Origin of the sequence: Methanimicrococcus hongohii (assembly GCF_032594095.1) — an archaeon.
Taxonomy (GTDB): domain Archaea; phylum Halobacteriota; class Methanosarcinia; order Methanosarcinales; family Methanosarcinaceae; genus Methanimicrococcus; species Methanimicrococcus hongohii.
Genome location: NZ_CP131059.1, coordinates 2,130,690 through 2,145,072, shown reverse-complemented (window position 1 = coordinate 2,145,072; position 14,383 = coordinate 2,130,690). Strand labels below are relative to the sequence as shown.

The following is a 14,383-nucleotide window of genomic DNA, read 5'->3' as shown; positions in this document are numbered from 1 at the left end:
TTATTTTAAAATTTTCATCTGAAATTTGAAAATTTAAAAAGGTTTATCATAGGATTGAAACATTTACTTCTTTCCAAATTTGCTGTTATTAATTTAAAATTCGGTGACATCATGGTCGTTGACGAAAAATGGAATAAAAAATTGAAGGACTTCCTGAAACGCTATCATCAGGACGACGTTTTGGAGCTTGCGAACAGTTATCCCGATAAGCGCAGCTTGACTGTCAATTACGACAAGCTGGAAGTTTTTGACCGTGACATCGCCCGCGATTTAATGGAAGATCCCGAGTCGGTGATTCTTTCATTGGAATTCGCGCTCAAAGACATGGATTTACCGACTTCGAAAAACTTGGAAAATGCACACGTCCGCGTCATTAATATCCCGAACCGCATTCCGATTCGCGATTTGAGAAGCAAGCATCTTTCAAAATTCATCGCAATCGAAGGAATGATTCGACGCGCAACGGAAGTCCGCCCGCGCATTACGAAAGCGGCGTATAAATGTCTGCGCTGCGACACGATCACTTACGTCGAACAGCCCGGAAACAAACTCGACGAACCTTATTCCGGCTGTGAAAATGAAAACTGCGGCAAACGCGGACCGTTCAAACTCGTCATCGAGCAATCCGATTTTATCGATTCTCAAAAAGGACAGGTCCAAGAATCGCCCGACAGCCTGAAAGGCGGCTCCAATCCGCAAAGCATTGAAATCAATTTCAACGACGACTTGACCGGTATGATTTCTCCGGGCGACCGCGTGATCATCAACGGTATTCTGCGCTCCGTTCCGCGCGCGCTCCGCGAAGGGAAATCAACATTTTATGACTTGGTTTTGGACGCCAATTCCATTGAGCATCTGGACCAGGAATACGATGAGATCGACATCACTGCCGAAGAAGAAGAAGAAATTTTAGAACTCAGCCGCGACCCGGGCATTTACGATAAAATCGTTTCATCCATCGCCCCGACGATTTACGGCAACGAGCACGTTAAACGCGCGCTGATGTACCAGCTTTTCTCAGGCGTTGTCAAGCAGTTTCCCGACGGAACGCGAACAAGAGGCGACATTCATATCATTCTTGTCGGCGACCCCGGTGTTGCCAAATCTCAGCTTTTGAGATACATTGTCAAACTATCTCCGCGCGGCGTTTTCGCATCCGGCAAAAGTTCATCTGCAAGCGGTCTCACGGCTGCCGCGGTCCGCGACGATCTCGGCGACGGGCGCTGGACGATTGAAGGCGGCGCGCTTGTTATGGCCGACATGGGTATTGCGGCCGTTGACGAAATGGACAAAATGCGCGATGAAGACAAAAGTTCGCTTCACGAAGCCATGGAACAGCAAACCATCAGTATTGCAAAAGCGGGCATTATCGCAACGCTCAAATCCAGATGCGCTCTGCTCGGCGCGGCCAATCCCGTTTACGGCAGATTCAACCGCTATGAAAGTTTAGCGGATCAAATCGACATGCCGCCGGCGCTTTTGTCTCGATTTGACCTGATTTTCCTGCTTTTGGACGTTCCGGAAAGTCAAATGGATAACCGCATTGCAGAGCACGTTCTTCAGACACATTACACCGGCGAATTGATGCAGCACAAAAGCAACATTTCCTCTTCCGATATCACGCAGGAATACATCGATTCGCAGATGATCAACATCATTCCGGAAATTGATCCCGATTTGCTCCGAAAATATGTCGCTTATTCCAGAAGAAACGTGTACCCGATTATGGATGATGACGCCCGAATGCATTTAGTTGACTTTTACACAAGTCTCAGAAAACAGGGCGAAGGCAAAAACACGCCTGTTCCGGTGACGGCGCGTCAGCTTGAAGCGCTGATTCGATTGGCTGAAGCAAGTGCCCGCGTTCGCCTGAGCAATCGCGTGACGATTGATGACGCTATCCGAACGACCGATATCACAATGGAATGTTTAAAAAATGTCGGCATCGATCCCGCAACGGGAATGTTAGACGCGGATATTATCGCATCAGGTATCAGCAAGTCTCAGCGCGATAAGATTGAAATCGTCAGAGACATCATTAAAATGATTGCCGAACGCAGCGAAGGACACAAAGCGTCGCGCAAAGAAGTTTATGCAGAAGCCGAAAAATCGGGAATCGTTGCGGATGAAATGGATGTTTACATCGAAAAAATGCGCAAGAAAGGAGATATTGCCGAGCCCGACAAAGACCATTTGAAATGGATTTCACGCTGAAATAAACAACCGTAATAAACAGCGGCAGAATGAATAAATAATAAATTTCAATTTATCAACCATTCAATCAATATTCAATCATTCATTTAAAAAATTGAGAATAAAACATGTACATTAAAACTTACAAAACCGATAAACATTTCATGGTGGCCGCCTGCGATAAAGAGCTGATCGGCCAAACGCTCAAAAATGAGGCGTGTGAAATGAAAGTGAACGCTTCATTTTATCAGGGGGAAGAAGGAACGGAGGAAATGCTGGAAGTGTTGCTGATGCAGGCGACAACGGCAAATCTGACCGGCAAAAAAGCGGTTGCCTGCGCGGTGAAATGCGGGATCGTTGATCCGAATTCGGCAATTTACTTTGATGAAATTCCGCATGCTTTGTATTTTACACTGTAAAACAGAGCCTGAAACCGAATCAAAGGATTTAAATAATTCATAATCGAATCTAATTCAAAAAATGAAAGAGAATCTGTATTTTATGATATTTTTGAAATTAAAATGAAATATCAAAGATTTAAAACAGGCTCAAAATCAAAAGACTCATTTTTTGAAGAAAAACAATATCAAGCTGTTAATCATTTATGTTTGCGGTTTGTTTGTAATTTATATCATTTCAATTGTTTTGAAAACGCTTTTGAAAAATTTATAATAATTTAAATATAATAGATCATATCCAATGTCAACAGAATTTAAATTTTAAATAATTCAACAAATTATTTGAATCAATTATTTCATAATTATTCAACTTTCAATATTCAACTTTCAAATTAACTTTCAAAATTTCAAATTAACTTTCAAATTAACTTTCAAATTCAACTTCATTCATTCAACTTTTAATAAAATAATTCATAAAATACAACTTAAAAACAGTCTCCGGATGTGAAATAATCCCGGCTGTTTTTCAAAGTATTGCCTTTTTCGGGTGATAGTGTGCAAACTGAAGAAATCAGAATCTTAGAACGAAATGAACTCATTTCTGCCGTGATTGATAAACATGAACGCTTAATTGCGGAATATCAGGCGGAATACGATGCGCTGTCGACAACTTCCACTGCTTTGGATACGGAAATTGAGGATTTGAAAAAGCGCATTTCAGAAAACGAAGAAAAAACAGGTGTTTTTGATGAAAAGAAACATCATTCCGGCTATGAAGCGGAAGAAGAATTAAAAAAGTTGGATCTCAAGCCGATGGATGTCGAGAAAATCGGAGCCGGCATTACCGCTTTGAACTCCGACAAAACATCAGATACCGCAGAAGAAAGAAAAGCGGTTTACGATGCGCTGCGCTCGGACATTAACAATGCGGAAGGCGGCGACAAGTCGGCTCTTTTGGCAAAAATCGATGCCGCGTATCAGGCGTACACCGAAGAACATTCATTAAAAGAAACCGTCACCGCCGACAAAGAAACTCTTCAGCAGAAACAGGGCGAAGTCACTGAAAACAAAAGAGCGGACTGGCTTTCCAAAAGAATCGAGAGCCATAAAGAGTCCTTAGAATACTGGAAAGGGATGAAGTGAGGGCTTAAAATGACTGAAGAAAATACTACTTATACGGAAAATCCGGCAGAAAACGAAAACGCTGAAACTGAAATCACGGAAACCGTTGCCGAAATCGAAGCTGAAATGATCATCGAAGCAGAACCGGAAACAACCGCGGAAGCCGAAACAGAGACACCTGCCGAAGTCGAAACCGAAACACCTGTCGAAGCCGAAGCTGCTGCTGAAACAGAAACAGCTGCCGAGACGGAAACTGCTCCAGAAACTGAAACGGTTTCCGAAACGGAATCGGCCGCAGAAATCGAGCCCCTTTCCGAAGCTGAAACAGAAGCGCCGGTCGAAGCCGAATCGGAAACCGCTGAAGAAAAAGCGCCTGTCATTGATGAAATCGCTGCCGAAGAAAAAGCGGAAGCGGAAATCTTAAAAGAAGACAAGGAATCCGTTGAAAAGCGTTTGGAAGACTTAAAAGCCGAAGTTGCCAATATGACGGAACAGGAAGTCAAAAACAAGTCCAATCAGCTTAGAAATTCTCTTGAGCGCGACGAAAAAACTTTGAAATCCATATTCCGCGAATTGAAAAATCACAGAGTCGACGGCGACGATTTAAAAGGCAAAAGAGATGAATTGAACGCGCAGGTCCGAGAACTTTCCAAAACAGCTCAGGAAAGCCGCACCAAGAGAGATGAAGTCAATCAAAGAATCGCTGTTTTGAAAGCGGAAAGAAGCGAAGAGATGGGAAAAACAAAATCCAAATCTGATGAAATCAATCAGCTCAAAACGAAAAGAGATGAATACAACAAAGTTTCAAAAGGCACGTATGATATTTTGATGAAAAACTACAGAGAGAATTTAAGAAAATTCCTTGAAGACGACATCAATTTGGATCACGAAAAGAATCTTTTTGAACGCCTGACCGACTTGACCGAGCGCGTTAAAGCAACCAAAGAAGCAAACGAGCTTCACGGCAAGATCCAGGAGATTTACAACGAAAACAAAGGCATGTACACCAAAAGTGACGAGCTTTCCGTTGAAATCAAACAGCTTTCCGAAGAATCTCAAAAATACCATCTTGAAATGATTGAAGTTTTCAGAAAGGTTGACGAGCTCAGAAAAGAAGCTGACGGCTACCACAAGCGCCTGACCGAAAGATATGCGCTCATTAAGCCGACAACGGCGAAAATCGACCCGCTGAAGAAAAACATTGCCATCACAAGAAGAGAACTTGACATCTATTTGGACAGAACGAAAGACTTCCAAAATGAAAGAGATGAAAAGCGCGTCGATAAAGTTCACGCCAACGCCAAAGAGAAATTGAAGCAAAACGGCCGCCTCAGTTTAGAGGACCTCGGCGCTTTGATTGAAAAAGGCGATATCGAGTTCAATAAAGAATAATCAATTGAAACAATAATCAAAAACAAATCAGGCGAGAATTATATTCTCGTCTTCTTCTTTTATCAGTTATAAATATGAAACAGCGTCAGCTCTTTAAAAATGAGGATAATGAAATGAAAATAAGAAACTAAAGGAATGAAATTGAGAATACAAAATTAAGAGAAATGGTGTTTAAAACAAATAAAATCAAAAATTAAACAAAAAATGGAGAAGAGTTAAATTACTCTTCTGCGGGTGTTTCTGTTTCTTCTGCTGCGGCTTCTTCGACAGCTGCTTCTTCAGAAACGGCTTCTTCTGCGACAGGCTCTTCTTCTTCGGGTTCAAGACCGAGAAGTTTTTCGATGCTCTTGTCGCCGTAGCCGACGATTTTTGCGTTGATCTGAGAAGTGTCAACGGAAATTTCGTTGCCGCGGATGAACTTTCTTCTTCTCTGACCGTTGATTTTCGGGGAAAAACCGACACCTGATGCGCCGAGGATTTTTCTTTTTGCGGGTCCGGGAAGGTCGCCTTTCATGACGAAGCCGCTCTTGTCGGTACCGCCTGTGATTTTTAATGTGTAACCGGAAAGGCCGACGATTTCTGCGCCGAGTTCCATGCCGATTGCTTTTCCGACCATGTCTTTTTCTTTTGCTGCATCAAGTTCGATCTTGTAAGATTTACCTGTTTTCGGGTCTGCGAGGACCATTTTCATTGCCATTGAAATAACTCCGTTGAATTGAATGATTTTTAATTGTTAATTTTTTTAATTGTTAATTAATGCTAATTTTTTAAATTGTTAATTAATGTTAATTTTTTAATAAATTAATGAAATTTTTTAATAATTACTTTAATTCATTTGTAAAGTTCCTTTCGAATACGAAAATAAAAAATGTATTCAAGCGAAATAATAAGTTTAAAATTGAATGTTTAAAAATCGGATGCAATAGTCGAAATCAATGAGAATGAGGTCGGAATAAAATCCGATTCATAAGAAATCAAATACTAAAGACCTTTACGATTTTGAAACAAAATCTCGAGATATAATTACCGTCGTCGTGTATGGTGTAAAACGTTTCATTGTTTATAAATGTTATTCGTGAGAAACGCGGTTTTATTGTGCGTTTCTTTCGCGGACATAAGCTAAAAGGTTTTTTTGAAGAAGAAGCCCGTCGGGTGTGAGTTGGTTCTCCGCCAAAACAAAATCGTCCCATAAAGCGCTGATCTGAAGTTCCATGTCTTCTAATACGCCTTTAAATGATTTATGAGTTGATGAGACTTCAAAGAGAGGGTTTTCAATCGTGAAAAGATTTGAATTATAGTAAACCGTCATAGGAAGCGGCTTGAACAATTCCAGTTTTGATTTTGAAGAAAATTGAAGCATTTCAAAAGATCCGCCCTCTTCGGAAATTCGAATTTTCAACGGATTCAAAACGCAATTGGTTTTCGCTTTATTCCTTTGAAAAGTGACAGTTGTTTTTTGATTACCGCTTTTTTTAGAAAGACTGAATGTTCTTCGTGTCATTTTTTTCACCCAGGTATTTTTGAAGAAGTTTCTTCAGTATGATTCCGCTTGGAGCCAAACAACTTTCATCAACTGAAACAAAGTCTTCCCAAAGATCATAAAATTGAATTTCAAGATCATGCAAAGCGTTTTTAAAAGATTTATCAAAGGAAAATATTTCAAAAACATCATTTTCAACGATATATAAACCGTCGTCAAAATAAACAGTCAACTCTAACGGATGAAGAAGAACTAAGCGGGAATCAGCCGATAACTCGGAAATTTCAAAAACATCGCCGTTTTTAGAAACACAAACGGAGTCATACCGCAGCAAATCTTGAACAGCGTTCATACCTTTCAGGATAACCGGATAACTCTCCGCAGAATTTTCAGGAACAGTCAATGTCATACACCTGCATAAGATACGGTTGTTAAAATAACTTTTTTAATTTTTTATAATTGAGAAATAAAACAAAAATAAAAATAAGATTTATCGAAATCATCTGAATTTTAATAATTTGATTAAATTGTTTAATTTAATGATTTGATAATTCCGATAAATATTCAGTAAATTTACTTCCCCCAAAACGGTTTTTCTTTTCTGCGAATCGTCAGATATTTGTCAAGCGTTTCCTGCTCGTCCGGCGTCAGCGTATCAAAAATTTCAAATTCCAAAACTTTGGAATCGCTTTCAGGAATGTGAACGTACAAAATATCTTCTTCTTTGATTTGGCGGCCGACTGTAACGCCGTCAATCGCCATCGCAACTTCCATGCCGACAGTCGCTTTGGGAACTTTTTTGCCGTTGAGCTCAAGACCTTTGACGGTTCCGACAACGCTGCCGTCCGGAAGCATGACATCCGTGTTGTTTTTCACAACGCCGCCTAAAATGCGGACGCCGACGACGGCCGGTTTGCTCTGTCTGAAAACACATCCCGGCAGGATCTTAAATTGACCGGGTTTGGTCAGCGTGTCCGATCGAAGCTTTTCAAGCTCCTCTTCCTGTTCTTTGACAAAGTCCTGATATTCATCTAAAATGCGGTAAATCACATCGTTTTTGAAAACTTTAACGGCAGGCGTTGTATCCAGCAATTCCTGCGCGTCCGGATTGACTTTGACGTTGAACGCCAAAATAACGGAATGCATCGGATCATTAATTGTGGACGCTTCCATAACATCGCGCTTCGTCACGTCGCCGACTTCCGCTTTTTGGATTTGAACATCTGCTTTTTTAAACTCATGGACCATCGCTTCCAAAGAGCCGATCGTATCCGCTTTAATCATGACGCCGTCGACATCCGTTTGAATCTGAACATCATCGATTTCGGATTTGACTCTTTCAATCACGCCATTCAATGTTTCGGGTGTTGTCGAAATGATGGGCGCGCCTGCAAGCGCATTCTCTATGTCGGGCGCGGAAATTTTGACACCGGCTGCGGCCGTGATTTCCGGAATCGGCTGGAATTTGCTTTCGTATCGGATTTCACTGAGTTCACGCGGTTTTAAGAGCGCGCGGATTTTTGTAACAATCGGCTCTCCGAGGCAGCCGATGACAACCGTATCTCCTTTCCTCAAAGTTCCGTCATATAAGATCACGTCAATCGTTGTCCCAAGACCCTTTTCTTCTTTGACTTCCAAAACGGTTCCGACGCCGGGACCGTTGATGTCATAGTGAAGCGAAGACTCTAAAAAGCGCTGCGCCAAGCCGAGAAGAATCATTAAAACGTCGGGGATGCCTTCGCCGGTCATGCCGCTGATCGGAATAACGCCCAGCGTTTTCTGGAAATCGGTCACGCGGTCAAATCGGTCGGCGCTGAATCCTTGTTCGTAAAGGTTGCCGATGACATCATAGAATTTCTGTTCAAAAAGCGCTTGAACTTCAGGCGTTTGTTTTTTGTAAGTCGATAAAAATGATTCGCCTTGATGGACTTTCCAGCCCTGGATTCTGTCGATTTTGTTTGTGACGACAATGAAAGGCGTTTTGAAACGCTTGAGAATGTTTAAACTTTCAATCGTCTGCGGCTTAAATCCTTCATTGATGTCAACGACGACAACTGCCAAATCGGCAAGCGAACCGCCGCGGCTGCGAAGCGTTGTAAAAGCGTGATGCCCCGGCGTGTCAATAAAAAGAAGACCGGGGACGATGAATTTATCGGCAAGGCGCTTGTCACCGCATTTTTCAACAATGATGTCAATCGGAACTTCTGTTGCGCCGATGTGCTGTGTGATTGCGCCCGCTTCTCCTTTGACGATTCTCGTTCCTCTGATTTGGTCCAAAAGCGTTGTTTTGCCGTGGTCGACGTGCCCCATAACGCAAACGATCGGCGTTCTTAAATTATTTTTATCCTCTGCCATAAAAATCACCTCAGCCGAAACACCCCGCTTCGGCGAATATAATATTTGAAATTGAAATGAATTGGTTTGAAATGAATTATTTTTGAAATAATCTTAAAATTAAAAAATCAAATATAGAGATAAAAATGCCGTCGAAGTATAAAAAGGTTTGAAGCGGCAGAACTCTTATTTAATAGAATAAAAGCAACAGTTTACCGATATAAAAAAGTCACTCTCAAATCAAAATCTCATAAAATAACTTCATTTGATGACTTCATTTAATGACTTCATCTGAGTCGATCGAAGTCGGATTCAATGTTTTTCCATTGGTTGTGATACATTTGATAAAATGTTTGAATCATTTGCCTGTTTTGATTTTCGTCTCCGAAGTGCAGTGCTGAAAGGTATTTCTCCCGCGTTTTTTCTCCAAGGAGAAATTGCGGATATTTTTCCTTTCTCAGCATATAATTCATAATTTCGCGCCCAACCCTCCCGTTTCCGTCGGAAAACGGGTGAATTGTTTCAAATTGATGATGGAAAAGCATAATCTGTTCAAACGGATATTTTTTAGATTGAATATTTTCATAATAATTTTGAATCAATTCGTTTAGTTCATCTTCAACAAGTTCGGGCGGTGTATGCTGTAAATCACAGCCGACAATTCCGACGTTTGTATTTCTGAATCGACCGGGCGTTTCAAGAATGTTATCCATAACGAGAGAATGAATTTTTTTAATAAAATGAACTGTGACTTTTCCGTTTGAGTTGTTTGTGAATTGACGCGTTTTTGTATAATTTTGAACTTCATTAATTTCCCGCAATTCTTTTTTCGGAGAAATGCCGTATTCCAAGAGGTCGCTGACTTCGCTGAAACTGAGTGTATTTCCTTCAATCGCTGTCGTTCCGTGAATATAACCGGTTTCAAATCGCTTTTCAAACTGTTTAATATCATCAGTCGGAGCCGATTTGAAAAATTCGTTTGCAATCCATTTTTTTTCTTCCAAAGAGAAAATATCCGATTTTTCCAAATAATCGGAAGTGTAATAATCGGAAGAGAGTCCGGCTTTTTTAAAAATCGCTTTTTTTTCGAGTTCAGGATCAAAAGCAAAAAAGTCGACATTTTTCGGATTAAAAATTGGTTTTCTTACTTTCGCGTTTTTATCTTTGAAACGAACATCTTTGATCAAATTATACCGAGCGCTTCCGTTTTTTTCTATTTTTTCTAAACGATATTTATTTTCAGTCATAATTCAAAAAAGGCGACATTTTATTTAAATTTTTAGAAAATGTCGCCTTATTGGAGATTAATTTTGAAAAAGAAAACTGCAGCTGTCGAACGTTGCCGCCGCCGGTCGGATTTGCGCTGCCGGTCGGGTTTGCGCTGCAGCCGCTTCTGCCGCTCACAGCCGCAGAAACTGCCGCCGCGCGCGGCTCGCCGGACTTTTAAAATCAAACAAAAATCGACACACCGCTATAAAAAATCAAAAAAAATACAAACGGATTTTATTTCCAAAAAGGAAAATGAAAGAGAAGAAAATGAAAATAAAAGAAAATGAAAGAAAAGAAAATGAAAGAGAAGAAAATGAAAGAGAAGAAAATGAAAGAAAAGAAAATGAAAGAGAAGAAAATGAAAATAAAAGACGCAAAAATTACTCTTTCTGTCCCTGATACATTCGATCAATCTTTTCAATCGTATCGATTTCTTCAATCGTCTTGTCTTCTCTCACCCGAACCAGTCTCGGGAATCGAAGCGCGTAACCCGCAGGATAATTCGGGCTTTTTTGAATCTCTTCAAAAGCGATTTCAAAAACGACCTCAGGTTTAATTTTAAGCATCACGCCGTTTTCCGCTTCGATCAAATCTTTGAATTGCTCCGTCAGCGTGTCTAAAAGCTCATCGCTGAGACCGGTTCCGACGCGGCCGATTTCAAGATTAACATTTTTAATATTATCATAACACGCCAAAACGTAAGAACCGATTTTGTTTTTGCGTTTCCCTGAACCCCATTCGCCGCCGATGACAACCAAGTCCAGCGTGTCCATCACCGGTTTTTTCTTCAGCCAATTTTTGCCGCGCTTCCCCGGCGAATACGGCGAGTTCGGATTTTTTATCATGATGCCTTCATGACCGGCAGCAAGCGCCGCCTGATACATTTCGTTGGCAGTTTCGGGATCTTTCGTAATTTTTAATTCGTCGACACTGATACCTTTTGCATTCGGTTTGACGATTTCGGAAAGCTTTGCCCTTCTTTCCGTCAGCGGTTTTTCAATGTAGCTGACACCGTCGGCATAAAGCAGATCAAACAGATTTACATGAATCGGAATGTCTCTTGACGTTGTTTCAACATCATATTTGCGTCTGAAACGGCGCAAAATATCCTGAAACGGTCTCGGATTTCCGTTTTCATCAATCGCAACCGCTTCACCGTCCAAAACGGCATTTTCAGCAGTCACGGCTTCAGTAACGGCTTTTACAACATCCGGCATCGAATTGGTGACATTTTCCAATCGGCGCGTAAACAACTGAATATCGCTGCCGCTTTTATGAATCTGAAGGCGGGCGCCGTCAAACTTCCATTCAATTGCCGCTTCATCCAGCTCGGCAAAAGCCGTTTCAATGCCGGTCGTCACTTGCGCGAGCATCATTTTAACAGGCCGGCCGACTTGAATATTTTGATGAACAAGCGCGTCAGAGCCGCCTTTTTTCGCTGCGACCGCCACTTCGCCCAAATCATTCGTTACCATAAAAGCGAATTCGACTTGAGCAACGGGAACGTCAAACGCTTTTGCAATCGAATCTCTGACGATTCCTTCGCCGATTCCGATACGAAGTTCTTCAAGCGCGATTCTTGCAATATATTTGGATTCGATCGGAGAAGATTCCGAAAACAAATATTGAAGACTTTTGATTTTTTGAGACTGAGCGCCTTTTCCCGAAGCATCGGCAATCTCTTTCAAACGGTCATAAACTTCGCGAATCGAAAGTCTGCCGCCTGAATTGCATAACCCTCTGCTGCCATCACTGTTGCCGTCGCTGCTGTCATCACTGCTTTTATCTTCCGCTTCAAAAAAACTGGAAAAGGTCGACTGGCTTTTTTTGTCTTCACAAAGCGCTTTGTAAGTCGTTTCGCCGACATCTCCCGTTTCACGAAGAAGCGCTTTGATTTTATCAAGCGAAATTCCGGCCGCTTTTGAAAGCGCCGAATAAAGAAGATTCGGGCCGAGACCGAGTTTTTTGCCCGTCCAAGCCGGAAAAATTTCACCCATAACCATATAACAGGAAACGGCAAGCTCGTCATCATCGACGCTTTTTAAAAATTCGGCAAAAACATCCGTCATCTCAAGAGAGCCCGGAATGCTTTCGATTTTAATACAAAGGTCGGTGAATTCTGAAAATTGAGTCATGGTTTTCCCGTTTCTTCAATATGTTTTTGTTTCATTTAAATTTTGAAATTATTTTTAAGATTAAACTTGAATAATTTATGAAATTATTTTTGAAATGATTTTTTTGAAATGATTTTTTTGAAATAATTTTTGGAAATAATTTTTGAAATTATTTTTGGAAATCATTTTTGGAAATCATTTTTGGAAATTATTTTGGAAATTATTTTGGAAATTATTTTGGAAATTATTTTTGGAAATAATTTTGAGTCAATCTGAAATTATCTTGAAATTATTTTTTGATATTAATCTTCTTTGTAAATGGAAATGATATCGCTTAAAATCGCGCTGGCCGTTTCAATGGAACCCGCGCCTTTTCCGGTGACGGTAATTTCGCCCGCCAAATCCGTTTGAATCGATGCGACGTTGAGTGTGCCGCTGACGGAAAGCGGGTGCCCGATCGGAACGAGTCTCGGCGAAACCGTCAGGCTGCCGTCTTTTCTCACTTCGCCGATGAGCTTAATCGTCTTGCCGTTCTTTGAACTCATTTCAAGCGCTTCATAAGTGATTTGTGTAATTCCCGTTCGATCGACATCATTGATTGTTTTGTTCATTCCGAAAACGGCATTTGCCAAAATAACGACTTTTCCTGCCGTATCAATTCCTTCCACGTCATAAGACGGATCGGTCTCGGCAATTCCCAAGTCGACCGCTTCGGTTAAAATTTCGGAATAACTTGATTTTTCTTCAAGCATTCTCGTTAAAATATAATTGCAGGTGCCGTTAAAAATGCCTTTGATGCTTTCAATTTCGTTGCCGGCCATCACTTCTTTGGACAAATTGATAATCGGCATCGCGCCGCCGACAGTCGCCTCATAGCGGAAAGCGCAGCCGTTCTTGTCGGCAAGTTCGTTCAATTCTTTGAATTTCAAAGTCAACGGACCTTTGTTGGAAGTGACGACATCTAACCCTTTTTCAAAAGCGGTTTGCATATTCAAAAGTCCAGCGCCGCCCGTAATCACATCTGTTGGCGAGACTTCAATCACCAAATCATGAGCGATTTGTTCAATAACATCCTTTCCGGTCATTTTTTTCTCGGCGATCGTTCCGTTTTCGGCTTTTTTTGCCAGACATTTTTCCAAATCCAAACCGTTCTCATCAATGACGGCGCCTTTTGAATCCGTGATTGCCACGACTTTAATGTCAATGCCTTCATTTTTCAAATACTCTTTTTTCATTAAAAGAACGCGGGCAACGCCTTGTCCGATCGATCCGAAACCGATAATTGAAGCTTTAACTGTTTTCATTTTTCTTCCTCCATCCTCATTCGATTTCAATCGGCAGCACCAAAAGAAGTTCTTTTTCTTTCGTGATCTGTTTTAAAAGTGTGACAACTTTTTTCAATTCGTCTTTGCCGATTGCGTTAATCGTAATCGCGGCAGAAGTCGGTTCATTAATTTCGGGCATGGAAAGCGACATGTCCGTGACTTCGGCGATTCCGGTTTCATCAATTCTTGAAATCGTATCGCGAATATCCGTATTGACGACATGACCAATCATTATGACCGTAATCGTTTCCCGATATTTTTCTTCCCCGATTCGAAGAATGCGGATGCCTGTTTTTTCCATATCTTCTTTGATTTTTTCGATCACGGGAACTTTCGCGTCAAGCACGAGCTGGACCTGAACTTTGTCGCCGCCTGTTTTTGTCGCGCCGTTTGCTTTGTGATAGTGAAAAACAGAAATCAAATTCGCCTTGTTTCTTGAAACCGGCTCAAGCGCCAAAATGAGCTGCCCCGGCTCATCTTTCAGTTCTATGTCCATCGTGACTTTCATAAAAATTCCTCAATTATGCCGCAGTCGAATCGCTGCGGGAAATATTCATCTTGCGGTAAATACGATTGTTATAATCCGCTCTTTATTTATTTTTGATGGTTTACGTAAAATGAAAAGTTTCTTGTTTTGTTTTTACATTGTGATTTCGCCGCCGTTCAACAGCCGCCGCCGCGCGCGAGCTGTTCCATTTTTATTGGATTTTTCAAAAATCTGCCCCCGTTTTTGTTTGTTTTCAAAATGAAACCCAA

General features: G+C 41.2%; 13 protein-coding genes and 1 pseudogene. 6 read left to right on the top strand and 8 right to left on the bottom strand.

The window, feature by feature from the left end; genetic code table 11:
* The first annotated feature begins 111 nt into the window (after positions 1 to 111).
* The 4 genes from MmiHf6_RS09900 (at position 112) to MmiHf6_RS09885 (ending at position 5,105) form a co-directional block, all read left to right on the top strand.
* On the top strand, positions 112 to 2,214 hold the full coding sequence (locus tag MmiHf6_RS09900; protein ID WP_316558673.1) for a minichromosome maintenance protein MCM: 2,103 nt from the start codon (positions 112 to 114) through the stop codon (positions 2,212 to 2,214).
* Positions 2,215 to 2,321: 107 nt separating this feature from the next.
* The gene (locus tag MmiHf6_RS09895) at positions 2,322 to 2,612 is read left to right on the top strand and encodes a DUF424 domain-containing protein (RefSeq protein WP_316557622.1); all 291 of its coding nucleotides are present in this window, start codon (positions 2,322 to 2,324) and stop codon (positions 2,610 to 2,612) included.
* A gap of 534 nt (positions 2,613 to 3,146) precedes the next feature.
* Entirely contained in the window at positions 3,147 to 3,734 is a 588-nt protein-coding gene (locus MmiHf6_RS09890) for a hypothetical protein (protein WP_316557621.1), read from the top strand.
* A gap of 9 nt (positions 3,735 to 3,743) precedes the next feature.
* On the top strand, positions 3,744 to 5,105 hold the full coding sequence (locus MmiHf6_RS09885; protein ID WP_316557620.1) for a DUF7121 family protein: 1,362 nt from the start codon (positions 3,744 to 3,746) through the stop codon (positions 5,103 to 5,105).
* Between the two features lie 292 nt (positions 5,106 to 5,397).
* On the opposite strand, the pseudogene MmiHf6_RS09880 reads toward MmiHf6_RS09885, so the two are convergent.
* From MmiHf6_RS09880 to MmiHf6_RS09860, 5 genes and pseudogenes are all read right to left on the bottom strand, one after another.
* A pseudogene (locus MmiHf6_RS09880) lies at positions 5,398 to 5,802 on the bottom strand (30S ribosomal protein S6e); the annotation flags it as partial.
* 393 nt (positions 5,803 to 6,195) lie between these two features.
* Complete coding sequence (locus MmiHf6_RS09875) at positions 6,196 to 6,606, bottom strand: hypothetical protein (RefSeq protein ID WP_316557619.1); 411 nt, start codon at positions 6,604 to 6,606, stop codon at positions 6,196 to 6,198.
* A complete protein-coding gene (locus tag MmiHf6_RS09870; RefSeq protein ID WP_316557618.1) occupies positions 6,578 to 6,988 on the bottom strand; it encodes a hypothetical protein in 411 nt (136 codons plus the stop codon). Before MmiHf6_RS09870 ends, MmiHf6_RS09875 begins: the two co-directional genes overlap by 29 nt.
* 170 nt (positions 6,989 to 7,158) lie before the next feature.
* Entirely contained in the window at positions 7,159 to 8,940 is a 1,782-nt protein-coding gene (infB, locus tag MmiHf6_RS09865; protein ID WP_316557617.1) for a translation initiation factor IF-2, read from the bottom strand.
* A gap of 266 nt (positions 8,941 to 9,206) precedes the next feature.
* Positions 9,207 to 10,166 (bottom strand): Fic family protein, encoded by a 960-nt coding sequence (locus MmiHf6_RS09860; protein WP_316557616.1) that lies wholly within the window; start codon positions 10,164 to 10,166, stop codon positions 9,207 to 9,209.
* A gap of 50 nt (positions 10,167 to 10,216) precedes the next feature.
* Here MmiHf6_RS09860 and MmiHf6_RS09855 point away from each other — a divergent pair, with 50 nt between their 5' ends.
* Positions 10,217 to 10,366, top strand: coding sequence for a hypothetical protein (locus MmiHf6_RS09855; protein WP_316557615.1), 150 nt, complete (start codon positions 10,217 to 10,219; stop codon positions 10,364 to 10,366).
* 89 nt (positions 10,367 to 10,455) lie between these two features.
* The gene (locus tag MmiHf6_RS09850) at positions 10,456 to 10,587 is read left to right on the top strand and encodes a hypothetical protein (protein ID WP_316557614.1); all 132 of its coding nucleotides are present in this window, start codon (positions 10,456 to 10,458) and stop codon (positions 10,585 to 10,587) included.
* Here the strand turns inward: MmiHf6_RS09850 and MmiHf6_RS09845 are convergent.
* From MmiHf6_RS09845 to MmiHf6_RS09835, 3 genes are all read right to left on the bottom strand, one after another.
* Positions 10,569 to 12,323: an ATP-dependent DNA ligase gene (locus MmiHf6_RS09845; RefSeq protein WP_316557613.1), complete on the bottom strand. Its 1,755-nt coding sequence runs from the start codon at positions 12,321 to 12,323 to the stop codon at positions 10,569 to 10,571. The two genes, MmiHf6_RS09850 and MmiHf6_RS09845, sit on opposite strands and share 19 nt — an antisense overlap.
* Before the next feature lie 281 nt (positions 12,324 to 12,604).
* Positions 12,605 to 13,606: a homoserine dehydrogenase gene (locus MmiHf6_RS09840; protein WP_316557612.1), complete on the bottom strand. Its 1,002-nt coding sequence runs from the start codon at positions 13,604 to 13,606 to the stop codon at positions 12,605 to 12,607.
* Positions 13,607 to 13,622: 16 nt separating this feature from the next.
* The gene (locus tag MmiHf6_RS09835) at positions 13,623 to 14,135 is read right to left on the bottom strand and encodes an amino acid-binding protein (RefSeq protein WP_316557611.1); all 513 of its coding nucleotides are present in this window, start codon (positions 14,133 to 14,135) and stop codon (positions 13,623 to 13,625) included.
* Between the last annotated feature and the right edge of the window lie 248 nt (positions 14,136 to 14,383).